Raw genomic sequence first — 16,580 nt, forward strand, 5'->3', positions numbered from 1 at the left:
CAATCAAAAACGCTGATTTATGTTACAGCGTTTTTTAGTTTCCGATTCTATTTTAAGAAACGATCGATACATAAACCTGATAAATGGTATCCCATGTTACCTGTCCTACCAATCCATCCTGTACCAAACCGAATTCTCTTTGAAATGCTTTGACAGAACGTTCTAAACCGGCACCGAATCGACTATCTACACTAACCGAAGGAATGGATTCATATTCTTCAGCTACAATGGAAAGGAAATATTGTAGTTGCTGAACTTCAATTCCCACATCTCCACGGCGAAGCACCTTACCGGTCCATAACCCTGTAAAGTAACCCTCTAATCTTCCTAAACTACCCAATTCCGCAAGCTTACGAACAGCGACATAAATACGTGATATCATGTTCCATGTTGCTAAGCCGACAATACCATCCACTGTCAGATTAAATTGACGCTGAAATACACGAACTGCATTTTCTGTTACACTGCCGAAGATACCATCAGGAGGATAGATCAATGGAATATTGGGATAATTCACTGCAATACCATTCAAAAGTTCCTGTATGATAAAAACCGATTGACCACTCGATCCTAACCGTAATGCATATCCAGGGTAAGATGGAGTAATCGGTTGAACATTATCTGTTTCACGAAGCTGAATATTATCCCCATAATAGTATCGTATGATTCTCATAGAGTCATAACCTCGATTTGCCAGATCCAAAGTTCCCCATTGTTTCATCCCCGGACATTGTGCAATTTTCCCATCACAATATTCCGCATAATATGGCTCCCGATAAAACGGTTTCTGTAAAAACTCTCCAACTACCTCATCTACCACTTCCGCAATATTATCATAGATATTTCTTCCCTTTACAAAAGCCTGATCATATGCAGTTGAATTAGTGATATCAAAGCCATAACCTCTTCCTCGATACCATTCTGTATAAACACGATTCAAAACAAGTGACATCTGAGCCCATATATTAGCCCGTAATGCTTCATATGGCCAAGTCGGATAAATTTCCGAAGATGCAACATTTTTAAGATAATAAACAAAATCAACAGTTAGATTCTCTGCTGAAGCAGTAGGTCTTCCTAAATGTACAGTGATGGTAGTAGGAAGGATGACTTCCTCAAGCATCCTTACTCACCTCTTCTTTAAACAGTTTATGATCTTCAAAGATGATGACATTTCGTCTTTGAAATCCATCGACCGAGGTTTGCATTTGAACATATAAAGTGGATCCTACCTCGGGAAAAACCTGTACATTTCGTCTTTCCTCAATATCATAGCCATCTGCTGTTACTGCTACATGATATTGGGCATACGGTCTTTGGGTGCTTTGAATCTGGGAATAAGAAATATCGGGTGCTTCTAATTGAACGTCACCAAATCTACCAGATTCATCAGTACGTGCAGTAACAATGCAATTTTCTGGACTCATATCAGTATGATAAATCTGAATCAATGCATTCGAAACAGGTTGTTGATGCTCATTCGTTGCTTCGATGCGTAAATATCCTTTCGTGATAAATACCACCTCCATTTTAGCATATGTCCTGTTTTCTTTTCATCATGGGACATTTGACTAGCCTTTCGGTATGTTTTAAAAACTTTATAAATAAACTTCAATCAAACATATGGTTTCTATTTTCATTGATCACTTCATACACATCCATCATTTTTATGATTCCTCATGTTCTTTATCGGAATATAGACCATCATCAAGACGCCTGATAAATTCAAAAAAGGCAAAAATGATAGAAACGACTGTTAAGACGGATACAATTAATTGCGACATATTGGTCGCATATTCTGATTGAGAGGAATCAATAGCTCCAAGGATCAAAAAATAACTACACCACACCAAGCCTAGGATCAACAATAAAATCGTTATATATTTTAAAACAGTAGATACTTTCTTTTGAAATCTTTTACTGGCATCGATACGTTTTTTCGTGTAGCTTTTCTTTTGACTCAGTTTGAGCGCACCGCAAAAAAAGCCTATCATTATACCGATGGATAATGCAACACTGAAATTATATAGAAACTGCATAAGGATGCTCCTCTCTCATAAACAAAGATAATCAAAGAATCTCAGGTAGCCTTTCTACATAAAGATAAGCGCATTTTCCATCCCATTGAATAGGAAGTTTGTGAAAATGATGATCATCTATATGATAACGATCCCCGATCTTACATTCCGGACAACATTCTTGAAACGGCTGATTTAGATACAATACTTGTTGCTCATCCTTTGATAAAACACAGATACATTCGCCTAAATAATTTAAAATTGTTTGATATCGTTCTAATTCAATATTTGCTCGTTTCATTTTTTTACGTTGTAAAAAGGTGGATAAAATCTGAGAAATCAAGGATAACGTTGTTACTTCCTCTTGTGTCCATAATCGCAATCCACTACATTCATCAAAGCCTACAAAACCCCTGAATTTGCTTTCATCCCAGAATGCACATTGTAAGGTAGAATGAATACCTTGTTGAGATAACAATTCTTCTTGTTCAGGTTTTAAGGTATGAATATCTCGACAATAAAAGATATCATCATCTCCAAAAAGTTTTTCATAATCTCCATAAGCACGATAATCACAATTCTGTAGATGATGAATTTCAGGTGTAACTCCCTCATTGCACCATTCATACGTATTTGAGGTATATAATCCATCTTCTGAATTTTCAAACACGTATGCTCTGCTTACATCATATTGTCTACCGACTATTTCAAGAACAGAATTCATTGCCTTGTCGATATCCTTTGCTTCATATAAGGTACGAAAAACATAACGAGTCAAATTATCACAACAAGAATCATAACGTTTTTCTGATTCTATAGTTGTTCTATAAGATATATATTTGATGTTTTTGGCTTCTCGGAACACATCGGAATCATAAATGATATAGCTGTTTTTTCCTTGACTCTTCGCTTGATACAATGCCTGATCCGCTTTTACATATAAGTCTTTGAATGACGAACCATCCTCTGGATAGATAGCAATACCGATACTGCAGGTTACCGATACTGGACTTTTCTCAGTTTCAAATAAATGTCGAAACATGTTGATAAGATCTGTTGCTTTTTTCTTTACGTCATCTAATGATTGAATATCTTTCATGAAGACCGTAAACTCATCGCCACCTATTCTTCCCACAACATCTGTATCACGCATGATTTTTTTCATTCCCGTTGCCATTTCAGCTAATACCATATCTCCGATCATATGCCCCTTGGTATCATTGATTCTTTTAAAATCATCGGTATCAATCATAAACAATGCTGCAACAGCATCCTTATGTTCTTCTATATATTCCTTTATTTGTCGTTCTACTTCTGATCGATTATAAATACCTGTTAATGCATCTTTTTCAGCAATATGTCGCAAGTTTTCCATTTTCTTACGCTCAGCTGTGATATCCAATCCAATACTGTATAAAGATGGTATCCCATCCCAACTATCTTCTTCGCTCACATAGCACAAGGTAACGGTCCATATCCGCTCTTCTTTGGAACGTGTATATGCACGTACTTCCAATACTGCATTTTCTCCGGTTTTTTTCATTTTCTTTGCTACTTCGCTTGCTCGTTTATAATCATCAGGATGCATATAATTACAACGATTATGTACTTCATTTTCAAATTGTTCCTTTGTATACCCTAACATAGATAAAAAGATATCATTATACCAAATTACACAACGATGATCATGTGCGTGAATTCTCACCATACCGGCAGGAATGGTTTTTAAAATAACATCTCTTTCTTGATCCTTTTTTGTTTTTTGATATGTTTTATGATACATATCGTAGGATAATTCTAATCTAGCTCTATGTTCCTTCCAATAGATCATTCTGTCTTTGATCATAAATGTTCTTTTAAGATAGGGGTTATAAAACTCCCATTCATAGGTTTCATTATACAAAAGTTGTTCATTTGTACAGAATGGACATGGGCTTGTTCTTCCTTGAATAACCTCGTAACACTTTTTTCCTAACAATTGATCTTTGCTAGTTTGAAGAGTATCACAAAGTTTCTTGTTCAAATACAATAATTCATAAGTATCCATATCACTGATATAAACATTTGCGACAGATTCAGATAAGATCCATTCTAAATTTTGTAATCGATTTCTTTCATTTTGATAAAGTTCTCCTTGTCGAAGGATGATTTCATTGATATCAGTATATACAATATAAACAAAAGGAACTTCATTTTCTTGTTCTAGAAAAGAAGCTACTACCTTTACCCACATCGCACCTTTTGGATGTATTGGCAATTGTATCACATAAGATGCATTTTGTTCTTGTTTTCGATAAGCATTACAAAAAAAACACATCATTGGCTTAAAATCATATAAATAGGCATCCCCATATGCTTTCAGACTTGTAAATCGTTCTAAATAACTATGACTTGTAAAACCAGTCATTTGATAAAAAGCATCATTTCCCCAACAAATGGTGAATGATTCATCCATGATATGCTTTGTTATGGCGACTCCCATTTGTTTCATCATTTCTTCAAACCCTTGATTTGCTTCCTTTTGTTCTTTGTCCATCATCATTTCTCCCGTTGTATTTCATCTCGTTATTATATTTATTTTATCATAGAATGTAAAGAAAGCCCAACAACAACAATAAAAGATTTCCTAATATAAGAAAAGGAAGGTATTTAGATATACAAAATCCAATTCCTTCCTCTTTATTTCTTATGTTATGCTTTTTCTTTTAACGCAAGAATTTCTGCTACCAATGCACAAGCAGGACAATCACAGAAACTTGCCCCTTTCGCTTTGATACTTTCAGCGTGTTCTTCAATCTTTTTAGCTGTTTCTGCGCCAAAATAATGGATACCATCTTCTGATTTTGCCAAAGCAATCAACTCATCGATTGGTACGATATTTTCTTCTAGTACCTTAAAATAAGTCTCGCTCACGTTCGCTTCTTGGTCACTTCCTATCGCATCTAACCAATTTTGTGCAGCCTCTTTTACCGCATCACAACAGGTGGATGCATTCATCAATGCCTTTGTCTTTTCTACCATGATTTCACATACGTCTTTATTCATCAAAGGAATACCTCTCTTTCTTCTAAAGATATAGTATCATAATACCATCATCCTTACAATCCGGTATCTATCCGTAAAAGCATACTTTATAACTACTCACATGTTATATCTTATTTTTGTTATATGCGAAAGAGTGTTTAGTCCTAGGAAACTGAATACTAAGGCAAGTAATGATGAATAAGGCAAAGGAATAAAAGGAATAGGGAAGAATTTCAGTTGGTGCGATTCCCGTAAAAGAGGACATCATCAAAACCCCTCCATCATGAGGTAGTATAGATAAACATACACAGGCAAATATATCCAATATACTTGCTAGCCGTTTTGGTTCTATTTGATAGGTCTTACCTATATCTTTTGCGATAGGGGCACAAATCATAATAGCTAACGTATTATTCATCAAGGCCGCAGATAAAAGTCCGGACAAAAAACCTATGCCATATTCCGCATGCTTTTGTTTTTTCACTTTGGAAAGAGATATCTGTATCAACCATTCTACTCCACCATAAAACCTAATTAAACCGATGATGCCTGAAATCAGAATTGCGACCATAGAAATAGAGAATACCTGTTCCATACCTGTGGATATCGCTTCTATCCACATCATGATATCTACTCCAACATAGAATACACCGATCACTGCAGTGGAAAATATCCCAATCAAAAGAACTAGTATCACATTGACACCACATAGTGCTGTTACGAATACGATCAAATATGGAAGGATCAAAATGATATCAAAGCTTCCGATTTCCTGTATCGTTGCACTCCTACCAAATAGCGAAAATAAGAAACAAGCGATGATGGCAGCAGGTAAAGCAAGTAGAAAATTTGCTTGAAATTTATCTTTCATCTTAGCTCCTACACCTTGCGTTGCGGAAATCGTCGTATCTGATATCAATGATAAATTATCGCCAAATTATGCTCCACCGATAACTGCAGCACAGGTCATTGGTAAAGATAATCCTGCTCCTTGTGCAACACTTGCCGCAACCGGTCCAATCGCCGCAATCGTGCCCATAGATGTTCCTATTGCAGTTGATATACCACAAGATAGTAAGAAAATACCAGGAACTAGCAATACATCCGGAATATAAGTCAAACCTAGATTTACAAGGGACTGTTTTCCACCAATAAATTGCGTTGTGCTTTGAAAGGCACCAGCTAAAAGATAGATCAATACGATCATCATAACACCTGATGCACCCGCATGTTTAGAAAACACATCTGCTTTTTTTGATAAAGGTATATTTGGTGCCATGAATAGACCTACGCTGATAGCAAACAATAAAGCTGAAAAACGAGAAAATTGATCAAAGGGCTGTGGTACCTTCCAATAAGTGAAGAGTAGACCAGATCCAACATAAAGTATCAAAAACACGATGAACGGCAAAAAGGCCCACCCTTTCAAATCTAATCGTTTTTCCATTTTACCAACTCCATTTCAGTTTTTTACTGTACCATAGCAATTAGAAAAACGCCATTTTTATGCTTATAGAAAAATAAGGAAATCTTTGGTTATGGTTACATCTTTTACACCTACATAACTCTACCAAGGCAACTCTCATAGCTTTTAGCAATGATTCTTAAAAATATAGATACTTATTTTGTACAAGTTTTCTAATTTTATTCTACTTTCATTGACATACTCGATTATCGAGTATATAATCGTTACATAAACTCGATAATCGAGAATAGGAGGTTATCAATATGGCAAGAGCAAAATTTCGAACGCTTACTGAGCAAATGTTTTACGCTTTGCTATGTTTGAAAGATGAGTGCTATGGTATGGATATTCTTGAACGTGTTCCGGCAATGACCAACCATCGTGTTCATATTGGTTCTGGAACACTATACACCTTGTTAGAACAATTTTTAGAGGCTGATATGATTCAAGAAACAAAAGTAGAAGGTCGCCGACGAAGCTACATTCTCACAGATAAAGGATTAGATATGTTAGACAAAGAACGTATCCGTATCGAAGCACAATTGGCGGACTATAACGCAATTATGAAGGAGGACACCAAATGAAAAATACAAAGCGTCGTTTCGCATTCTTTTCTTTCTATGATCATACCGGCATTGAAAAACACCTGGAAGATATGGCAAGAACTGGTTGGATGATAGAACATGTTTCAAATTTATTTTGGACTTATCGTAGAATAGAACCTCAAAAACTTCATTTTACTGTCAGTTATTATCCAAAGGCATCAGATTTTGATCCAATTCCATCACAAGATCAACAAACATTCCTGGACTTTTGTGCACAGACAAAGTGGGTGCTCGCTTGTACTTGGTTTCAAATGCAAATCTTTTATAACTTTGAAGCTAACCCGATTCCCATAGACACCGATCCTACCATTGAAGTAGAAACAATTCATAAAGCTTGTAAAGCGAATTATCTGAAAGCGCATAAACTGCTTTTTATCATATCTTTGATTTTGACACTTCTCTTTTTGTCATCCTTCATCAGTGATACTTTAAAACTCATTGCTAGTCCTATGAATTTTACAATTGGTTGTTTGAGCTTACTTTTATTTTTGATAAGCTCTGTGGAACTCATCTCATATGAGATATGGCACAAAAAAGCAAAGAAAGCAGCTGAACAGGAAATTTTTCTTGAAACACCTTCTACTGCAAGTTTTAAACAATATATGGTAGGACTTATGATATTGGTACTTGCTTATTGGATCATCAATCTCATATTTGTAAAAAAACCATTCATGGCAGGAATCTCTTTCGCCGTCATATTGTGTGTATATGCAACGTTTTTCTTAACGAATACCATAAAAAAATATTTGAAAAGAAAACAGATATCTACTGGAACCAATCAATTAGTGACTTTAATTGGAAGTTTTCTTATTGCCTTTGTATGTTATGGAATCGTTCTATCTATTAGTGTATATGTTTTTTGGGAAAAACCAGTTTATGATTTCCGTTTTGATGAAGAAGTTCCCTTACAAATATCTGATTTAATTGATACGGACTATGACTACTTAACCACAATGAGCACAGATGAATCTATTTTTTTAGAGCATTTAGAAATTCAGCACATGCAAGGTTTTGATGATAAAAGCTCATCAAACATACCAGACCTAAAATATGATATATATAACATAAAGATACCGATCATTTATGAGTTCAGTAAAGGATCATTGAAACAACAATGTATTATTTCAGCGTTTTGGAAAGGTCATATGGTTGATCAAGACAGTAAACCTTGGGGTGCAGAAGAAGTATATCGCTTTGTAAGCGATGATGGAGCAGAAAAATCAATATTTCTTCTATGCTATGATAAGACTCTTGTATTGATGGAATGTAACTGGGAGCCTACTACTGAACAAATGGCGATCATTAAAGCGAAGTTAGGTCATTGAAAAAAAAGATATAAATCGGCAACAACAGCGATTATTTGACACAACGTCAAGTTATCACTGTTTTTTTTATCTCATGATACAGCGGTTGCTCTAAATGATAAATTCAGAGTGTAAATCAATGCCCAAGACACATGATCATCAACATTATCATCAAACCAAATGATTGATATGTTACATCAACTTATCAGCTCTCTTACAATTATTTCCTAGTAACAAAAAAAGAGCACATGCTCATCGTTTTAGATGTATACAAATGCTCTATTTTTAAATTCATTTATTTACGTGATAGCATAACGATCGTTTCCACCATAGGTGTATGTGGAAACATATCATATGGTTGAACTTTCTTGACCTGATATCTTGATTGTAATACTGCAAGATTTTTTCCAAGGGTTGCAGGATTACAAGAAACATAAACGATTTGTTTGATTCTACTTCGTAAGATACATTCCAACATTGCATCATCCAGACCACTTCTTGGAGGATCGACCACTAATACATCTATGCTTCTTTTCTTTGATAAATAAGTAAGCTTATTTGCGGCATCATCACACAAGAAAGATACATGCTCACATCCATTCGCTTTTGCATTTTTATTAGCATTGACCACTGCATCCTTAATGCTTTCAATACCGATGATTTCCTTCGCCTTATCCTTTAGATACATGGAAATGCCACCAACACCACTATAGGCCTCCACAATAAGATCATTACCATCTTTGATCATACCGGCTATTCCTCGATACAATTGTATTGCCTGTTTTGTGTTCAATTGAAAAAAGCTTCTAGGTGATAATTCTAGATGTAATCCATCAAAGGTAAGTGGCAATAATCGTTGTCCTGCTAAAAATATCATAGTATTTCCAAATACCTCAGGTGTTTTTTTCGTTGTATGTATGCTTTGCCATAAACTATACATTCCTTTTATCTTCATCAAGGCATCGATCGCTTCTTGCGATAATTCATCATTACCAGTAACGATCGTACATTGAAATTTACCATCAAATCCACGTACGATAAGATTACGAATACCTGATTTTTCATGATGATCATACGCCGGCATATCATATTCATTTAATACTCTCATGACATCCTTACGAAAATGATCCAATGCATCATTATGAATGATACAACGATCGATTCCCAAGAAATAATTGCTGTTTGGCAAATACATCCCTGATGTCAAACGTCCTTCTTCCATAGCACAAGGCATTTTAAATTGATTGCGATATTCAAATACATCTTCACTGGGAATGACATTTTGAATGAGTCGTGGATCAACTTGCGCATATTTGATCAGTGATTGTTTCAACAGCTCCTTTTTATATTCTAATTGTTTTGGATAACGAGCATCCATCAATGGACATCCTCCACAACGTCCTTGTACAAAACATTTGGGTTTGATGCGATCCTTACTTTTTTTCAAGATTCGATTTACTTTACCCATTGCATATCGTCTATTTTTTTCAATAATTTGAATATCGACCTCTTCATCGATCAAAGCACCTGGTACAAATACCGGTAAGCGATCGAGATAGCCGATTCCTTCACCATTGATTCCGATCTTCTTTATTGTTACTTTCATAAATGTCAACCTCTAACTTTCTTATTCATCATACCATATCGTTTGATTTTGGGATACTATTTCTTTCTGTCAATGACCTTACTTTGGATATAATCTGTTATTTTTACACAAAATGCAAAATATTTTGGATTCTTCATTGGCAATTTACTTTCATGACGATATTCATCTTCAAATACGATATTCAAGCAAAAACCAAAATAAATGATACAGGAAATCAAATAAATTGCAAGAAATAATGCCACCAAACTGGCCAATGGACCATAAACATCCTGATATCTCGTAAAATGGTTGATGATGGTGATAAATAAAGAGGCAAGACATAAAATCATAAAAGTAGTAAAGATAGCTCCCAGAATGCCAAAGGACCAATGGCGCTTACGAAAACTCAAAGCACGATATGCCAAAGTAAATAATACCAACATTAAAACAGAAGATACCAAAGGCAAATAATCTTTCAAAAAGGTCGCTACCGCAACACTGATGATCAACACCGCTAAAAACAAAATAAATAAGACCACTGATTTGATCCGTATTGCCCATTTGGGAACTTCAATTTCTTCATGTGATGCACTGATCAACAAAAAGGAAAACACGATCTTACTGGCAAGATAAAAGGAAACACATAGCGTAATGATAAAGCTCACTAAATTATATTGACGATCAAGAAAGAACTGAATCACCGTAGTGACCGTTGTTTCACTAGATTCATATGGCATAAAGCTCATGATAAAATCGATGATCATATCAATTGGCAATAGATCGTATTTAAACAACATAACGATGATGACCAAGGAAGGAGCTAGCGCAAGTAAAAAAGAAAAGGATAAAGAGTATTTAAATAGACTCCCTTCAAAGGAAGTGAATTCTTTATACAGATCAATAAACCTACGCATATTTAACACCCATTTCTTTACTTGATATCTTGAATATAGTTTACCACTTTTTGCGCATCTCTACCAATCATTACATAGTAATATTCTCCAATTTTTCCTTCTATACATGTATTGATAAGCTCCTCTGCATCATAAATCAAAGTTCCCCACTCTTTTTTGAGCTCTTTCAAACGATGTTGTATCGCCTGTTTCACTAGTGCTTCTTTTCCCTCTTCCATATGAAAAAAGGCGATTTCTCCGATTTGGGCAGGTAAAAGTGCCTCATATACTTGTCCATCCATCACTTGTGTCAGATCTATTGCATAACGTGTAGAAACGATATTAGGTGCTGTTTCTTTTTCTTGCAAGATAGGAAACTCCCATTCACCATTCGCACTCTTTTCATTGATTTTTCGTACCAGCTCATTCAATTCAATAGAACCATCTTCAAAGTGTCCCATGGATGGAGAACAAGCGCACAAACAAAAAACGCATAAGCATACTATAAACCATTTGATAGATTTCATTTTCATCCTCCATGCTCCACTATATGAAGAATTACTTCTAATTATGCAATAAGAAAGTTACGATTCCCTGATACTTATTGTGCGCATAATGAAAAAAAGCTGATTGCTCAGCTTAATCGTTCTGTGCCCATTCTGGAACATCGTTTCCACGATGAACAAGAATTGCTTTTTGAAATTCTGTTTGATTTAAGAACTCTAAGATTTCATAGATTTCATCTTCTGTACATCCGATCAAAAGCTTGATTTCGCAATCTTTTTTCAAAATATCTACACTGACTGCGACTGCCTGTACTAGATTTGTTTTCTCAGATCCCTTAAATACATCGATCGGAGATTGTCCATCTCCTGCTGTATCGCTTAAATATCCATAATCTACAGGATACACCAAATTAGAATATTTATAATGGGAGCTATTCTTTGGTTGGTCTACCACCAATTTCCCTGATAAATATAATGTGTCTAATTTCTGCCAAAAAAATGCGTTATTTTCAAATGATTTCATAAGTTTCCTCCTTTACCATTTTACAATTACATGTTCTCTAGATATATCTGAAATTGTTTTACAGCCTGCCATTGCCATTGCTTCTTTTAGCTCCAGCTGTATTTTATCCAGATAGATTTTTACTCCTTGTGCGCCATCACCAATGACTGCCTGAGATATGCTTCTACCTATCAATACGCCATCTGCGCCTAAGGCAAGTGCCTTAAAAACATCATTTCCGCTACGAAAACCACCATCTACAAAAACCTTCATTCGTCCATCTACTGCCTTAACGATCTCCTCTAGTACTTCGATACCGCTTTGACAATGATCCAATACACGACCTCCGTGATTACTGACGATGATAGCATCCACACCGGCTTGTAAAGCCTTTTGTGCACCCTTCACACTTAAAATACCCTTTAAAATGACAGGTACTTTTGCCATTTGTTTTAATTCCTTTAAATCTTCGACCGTCTTAAATTCAACCGGTGTTGCACTCTTTCTAAGATTTGTAAGACCACTTGCGTCAATATCACTGGCTATCGCTAAGACCTTAGCATCAGCGGATAATTCCATTCTCCATTTCATATGCTCTTTGCTCCATGGCTTAATGGTTGGAACACCATATCCGTGTTGTTGCTTTAAGATTTCTACGGGACCTTTGAACATATCATCGTACATACCATCGCCAGTAAAAGCAATCGTATGCGCCGCAATACAACCTTCCACAAGTTCTCTTGTATAATCCAAGTCATCCATATCAGCGCCATAATTCTGTTTAATTCCACTGATTGGAGCAGCATAGACTGGCATAGATACTTGATGACCGAAAAAATCAGCTTCCGTATTTACTTCTCTGTGATCACTGATCGTATCCATCCGAATCAATACATTAGATAACATATCCACATTGCGAACAAATGAGCTACCACTGCCCTTTCCACCAGGACCAGGCGTTTCTCCTCTGCAGGCAACACCGTTACATTGTATACAGCATCTGCAGATCTTACATTTCTCTTTCGCATGGGCGTAAACTTCATCCCAAGTTTTCATGAATGCACCACTTTCTGTCATAATTATTTACTCGCTTATATATTATACTGTTTATGAAAAAAATTATCAATGGTTTTAAAACATTTTCATTATTTTTCATTGAAAACACTATCATTTATACAAATGAAAAAGAAGGAAACGTTGATTTCCCTCTATATTCTATTCATTCAAAGGCAATGTTTTGACCCAATCCCAGAAACTTTCCGGTTCATCCTTACTGTAACCAAGTAGCTCATCTTTTACTTCACCGGCTTGGATGAAATATACATGAGGTGTTCGATTTGGATCTTCAAAACGCTCTTCCAATTGTTTTTTATCGTGATCATAAGCTTCTTCACTGCTTTCATCCATGACCACATTATATAATATCAAATCTTGTTTTGGTAACTCTTTCTTCAGCATATCTAACATATCTTCACAATGAGAACAAGATTCTCTCGATATCAATAAGAGGAAAGTTTGTTTTTCATCCATCATTTCAAATGCATGATCAATACTGACAAATTCAAGCTTTCCTTTGCCTGTACTACATCCACTCATCATCAACATCACACAAAGCATTGTCAGAATCATTTTTTTCATGTTCTCACCTCTAGCGATTATTATATCGGTTTTTTTGTTGTTAATCAACCTTAAGTGCACGCATGGAATTCAATACCGCTAATAAAGTTACACCAACATCTGCGAATACACCCATCCACATATTACTTAGACCTAAAATCGTTAACAGAAGAACACCGATTTTCACAACCAAGGAGAAGGTCACATTTTGCCATAAGATCACCATGGTCTTACGTGCGATACGAATGGCGACACTCAAAGAAGCCGGATCATCTTTCATCAATACGACATCCGCAGCTTCAATGGCTGCATCACTACCGATGCCTCCCATCGCAACACCAATATCTGCTCTGGCTAACACAGGAGCATCATTGATACCATCACCGACAAAAGCAAGTTTTCGTTTCTCTGCCTCTTGGCTCAACAAGGTTTCTACACGTTCCACTTTATCTGCCGGTAGTAATTGCATATGAACTTCATCTAACCCTAATTTATTAGCAACATCATCACCGACTTCTTGACGATCTCCACTCAACATGACACATTTTTTTACACCGCTTGCCTTTAATGCAGCAATTGCCGCTTTACTTGTTTCTTTGATTTCATCTGCAATCAACACATATCCTTGATATACACCATCATAGGCAATATGAATGATGGTACCGATGGCATGACTTGTTTCATAATCGATATGATATCGTTCCATTAACTTATGATTACCTGCCAAAAGCTCTTTTCCAAGATATTGGACACGTACGCCATTGCCTGCCACCTCTTCATAATTCGCAAGCTTTGTCTGATCGATTTCACTATCATATGCCTTGGCAATGCTTAATGCAATCGGATGATTAGAGTAATATTCTCCATATGCCGCAAGCTGTAACAACTCACTTTGAGAACATGCTAAAGAATGAAGTTCACTAACCCCAAAGACCCCTTTGGTCAATGTTCCTGTTTTATCAAATACTACCGTATCTACATTCTTAAGTGCTTCTAGATAGTTTCCACCTTTGATCAAGATTCCTTGTTTACTAGCTGCTCCGATACCGGCAAACATACCCAAAGGTACGGAAATGACCAGAGCACATGGACATGATACTACCAAGAAGGTCAACGCACGATATAGCCATTGAGAAAATTGTGCATCTTGTATGAACAGCGTTGGAACCACAACAACAAGAATCGCCAATACAACTACAGTAGGTGTATATATTCTTGCGAATTTTGTGATAAATTTTTCCATTGGTGCTTTTTTACTGCTGGCATTTTCCACAAGCTCCAAAATTCTTGAAACCGTAGATTCTCCATATTCCTTATTCACACGAAGCTTTAATACACCATTTAGATTTACCACACCTGCAAGCACCTCATCCCCCTTTTGTACTTCTCTAGGCATGGATTCTCCGGTCAAAGCAGAAGTATCTAAAGAAGATGTTCCTTCTATTACTTCACCATCCAAAGGAACACGTTCCCCTGGTTTTACCAAGATCAAGTCATTGATGGAAACACGTTTTGGATCAACCTTTGTTTCTTTACCATCTATTAATAAATTCGCATGATCAGCTCTGATGTTCATCAAAGATGAAATAGATTTTCTTGATCGATTCACTGCATAAGATTGAAACATCTCACCGATTTCATAAAAAATCATAACTGCTACAGCTTCTTCATAAGATTGAACCGCAAAAGCTCCGATGGTCGCAATGCTCATTAAGAAGTTTTCATCAAATACTTCTCCTCTTAAGATATTTTTGATTGCAGTAAATACCACTTTACCGCCGGCACAAACATAAGCCGCAATAAAGATCCATAAAGAATAGCTTTCTTTTTCTAAAAGGATCGCCACAAGGAATAATAGGATACCTGCATATAAACGATAGTTATCTCGAATCGAAAACAAGGATCTTTTCTCTTGTTTCTCCTGCTTTTCCATCGTAACGATCACACCATCCTCTAAAGTTGGAATCGTGTCTTGAATTTGTTTTAATGTATCCTCTTTGTGTGTTTGATCTTGTAATTCAACAAATAATACACCGGTTGAAAAATTCAGACTTGCATCCTTAACATTTTTCATATTTTTGATATGCTGTTCTATTTTCGCTGCACAGCTAGCGCAATCTAAACCTTCAATATAAAGCTTTTCTGCTTTTTCTAACACACGTTCCTCATGTGGCTTGTGATCATGTCCACACGTACAACCATCATGATGTTCATGGTGGTGTTCATGTTCACAACAATCACCATGATGTTCATGTTCGTGGTGGTGTTCTTGCATCGTATCTGATGGATGTGTTTTCTTATCTTTTGTGACATCAATGACACGCACATCAGGTTCAAGCCCTACCACACAAGTTCGGATATCTTCTTCCATTTCTTGTTCACAATCCACAAATAATTTTTTTGAAACAAAATCTACACTGGCTTCCTTTACCCCGGTAAGCCTACCAATCTTTTTCTCTATCTTCATTGCACAGTTTGCACAGTCCAAACCATCTAAAAGATAAATCTTTTCCATAATGTTTACCCTCCTTATCGGTATTACGATTCCAGAATATGAGCTAAGCCCGCATCATAAATCATCTGTATATGCTCATCATCTAAGGAATAATATATATTTTTTCCACTGCGTCGATATTTTATCAATCGATTTTGCCGCAATACACTTAATTGATGAGAAACAGCTGACTGTGTCATCTCCAATAAAATAGAGATATCACAAACACATAATTCCTCTTTGAATAACAGGCTTAAAATTTTTAAGCGTGTAGGATCTGCAAACATTTTAAACAATACAGAAAGATCATTGAATTGATCCTGTGTCAGCATTTCCTTTTGTATGCGATTTACAACATCCTCGTGGACTTGTAATTCTTCACAGCATGGTGCTTTTTTATCCATATTCATCATCCTCACTTTAACATATGAATATATGTTCATATGTATTATAATCCAAATGTTTTGATTTGTAAAGAAAAAGCTTCTGAATATTACACAGAAGCTTTCGTATAATAAAAGCAGGAAGAAAAACAACCTGCTTACTATAAAATTGAATATGTTAAAC

The 16,580-nt window shown here is 35.9% G+C and carries 16 protein-coding genes and 1 pseudogene; 2 read left to right on the top strand and 15 right to left on the bottom strand.

Annotated features, from left to right (window positions below; genetic code table 11):
• Window positions 1-52: 52 nt before the first annotated feature.
• From UGRO018_RS16140 to UGRO018_RS16170, 7 genes and pseudogenes are all read right to left on the bottom strand, one after another.
• A complete protein-coding gene (locus tag UGRO018_RS16140; RefSeq protein WP_416327536.1) occupies window positions 53-1,123 on the bottom strand; it encodes a peptidoglycan-binding protein in 1,071 nt (356 codons plus the stop codon).
• Window positions 1,116-1,529, bottom strand: a complete 414-nt coding sequence (locus UGRO018_RS16145; RefSeq protein ID WP_416327537.1) for a carboxypeptidase-like regulatory domain-containing protein — start codon at window positions 1,527-1,529, stop codon at window positions 1,116-1,118. The genes UGRO018_RS16140 and UGRO018_RS16145 overlap by 8 nt, the downstream gene beginning before the upstream one ends.
• Before the next feature lie 138 nt (window positions 1,530-1,667).
• Window positions 1,668-2,039, bottom strand: a complete 372-nt coding sequence (locus UGRO018_RS16150) for a transporter (protein ID WP_416327538.1) — start codon at window positions 2,037-2,039, stop codon at window positions 1,668-1,670.
• Between the two features lie 31 nt (window positions 2,040-2,070).
• Window positions 2,071-4,554: a diguanylate cyclase domain-containing protein gene (locus UGRO018_RS16155; protein ID WP_416327539.1), complete on the bottom strand. Its 2,484-nt coding sequence runs from the start codon at window positions 4,552-4,554 to the stop codon at window positions 2,071-2,073.
• 155 nt (window positions 4,555-4,709) lie between these two features.
• Window positions 4,710-5,063 carry a molecular chaperone Hsp90 gene (locus UGRO018_RS16160; RefSeq protein WP_416327540.1) on the bottom strand — a complete coding sequence of 118 codons (354 nt, stop codon included), beginning with the start codon at window positions 5,061-5,063 and terminating at the stop codon, window positions 4,710-4,712.
• A 103-nt stretch (window positions 5,064-5,166) separates the two neighbouring features.
• Window positions 5,167-5,967: pseudogene (locus tag UGRO018_RS16165) on the bottom strand (Na+/H+ antiporter NhaC family protein); the annotation flags it as partial.
• 12 nt (window positions 5,968-5,979) lie between these two features.
• The gene (locus UGRO018_RS16170; protein WP_416327541.1) at window positions 5,980-6,489 is read right to left on the bottom strand and encodes a Na+/H+ antiporter NhaC family protein; all 510 of its coding nucleotides are present in this window, start codon (window positions 6,487-6,489) and stop codon (window positions 5,980-5,982) included.
• Between the two features lie 281 nt (window positions 6,490-6,770).
• Here UGRO018_RS16170 and UGRO018_RS16175 point away from each other — a divergent pair, with 281 nt between their 5' ends.
• A complete protein-coding gene (locus UGRO018_RS16175) occupies window positions 6,771-7,091 on the top strand; it encodes a PadR family transcriptional regulator (protein WP_416327542.1) in 321 nt (106 codons plus the stop codon).
• On the top strand, window positions 7,088-8,437 hold the full coding sequence (locus tag UGRO018_RS16180) for a DUF2812 domain-containing protein (protein WP_416327543.1): 1,350 nt from the start codon (window positions 7,088-7,090) through the stop codon (window positions 8,435-8,437). The genes UGRO018_RS16175 and UGRO018_RS16180 overlap by 4 nt, the downstream gene beginning before the upstream one ends.
• A gap of 274 nt (window positions 8,438-8,711) precedes the next feature.
• On the opposite strand, the gene rlmD is transcribed toward UGRO018_RS16180, so the two are convergent.
• The 8 genes from rlmD to UGRO018_RS16220 form a co-directional block, all read right to left on the bottom strand.
• Window positions 8,712-10,022, bottom strand: coding sequence for a 23S rRNA (uracil(1939)-C(5))-methyltransferase RlmD (rlmD, locus tag UGRO018_RS16185; RefSeq protein ID WP_416327544.1), 1,311 nt, complete (start codon window positions 10,020-10,022; stop codon window positions 8,712-8,714).
• A gap of 56 nt (window positions 10,023-10,078) precedes the next feature.
• Window positions 10,079-10,915, bottom strand: a complete 837-nt coding sequence (locus tag UGRO018_RS16190) for a YihY/virulence factor BrkB family protein (protein ID WP_416327545.1) — start codon at window positions 10,913-10,915, stop codon at window positions 10,079-10,081.
• A 17-nt stretch (window positions 10,916-10,932) separates the two neighbouring features.
• Window positions 10,933-11,421 (bottom strand): DUF4358 domain-containing protein, encoded by a 489-nt coding sequence (locus UGRO018_RS16195; protein WP_416327546.1) that lies wholly within the window; start codon window positions 11,419-11,421, stop codon window positions 10,933-10,935.
• A gap of 112 nt (window positions 11,422-11,533) precedes the next feature.
• Entirely contained in the window at window positions 11,534-11,923 is a 390-nt protein-coding gene (locus UGRO018_RS16200; RefSeq protein ID WP_416327547.1) for an Inorganic pyrophosphatase, read from the bottom strand.
• 12 nt (window positions 11,924-11,935) lie between these two features.
• Window positions 11,936-12,958 carry an alpha-hydroxy-acid oxidizing protein gene (locus UGRO018_RS16205; RefSeq protein ID WP_416327548.1) on the bottom strand — a complete coding sequence of 341 codons (1,023 nt, stop codon included), beginning with the start codon at window positions 12,956-12,958 and terminating at the stop codon, window positions 11,936-11,938.
• A 159-nt stretch (window positions 12,959-13,117) separates the two neighbouring features.
• A complete protein-coding gene (locus UGRO018_RS16210) occupies window positions 13,118-13,540 on the bottom strand; it encodes a bacteriocin (protein WP_416327549.1) in 423 nt (140 codons plus the stop codon).
• 40 nt (window positions 13,541-13,580) lie between these two features.
• Window positions 13,581-16,034 (bottom strand): heavy metal translocating P-type ATPase, encoded by a 2,454-nt coding sequence (locus UGRO018_RS16215; RefSeq protein WP_416327550.1) that lies wholly within the window; start codon window positions 16,032-16,034, stop codon window positions 13,581-13,583.
• Between the two features lie 23 nt (window positions 16,035-16,057).
• Window positions 16,058-16,417 carry an ArsR/SmtB family transcription factor gene (locus tag UGRO018_RS16220; protein ID WP_416327551.1) on the bottom strand — a complete coding sequence of 120 codons (360 nt, stop codon included), beginning with the start codon at window positions 16,415-16,417 and terminating at the stop codon, window positions 16,058-16,060.
• Window positions 16,418-16,580 lie beyond the last annotated feature (163 nt).

Source organism: Hoskinsella mucinilytica (assembly GCF_045223415.1).
GTDB classification, from domain to species: domain Bacteria; phylum Bacillota_I; class Bacilli_A; order Erysipelotrichales; family Erysipelotrichaceae; genus Hoskinsella; species Hoskinsella mucinilytica.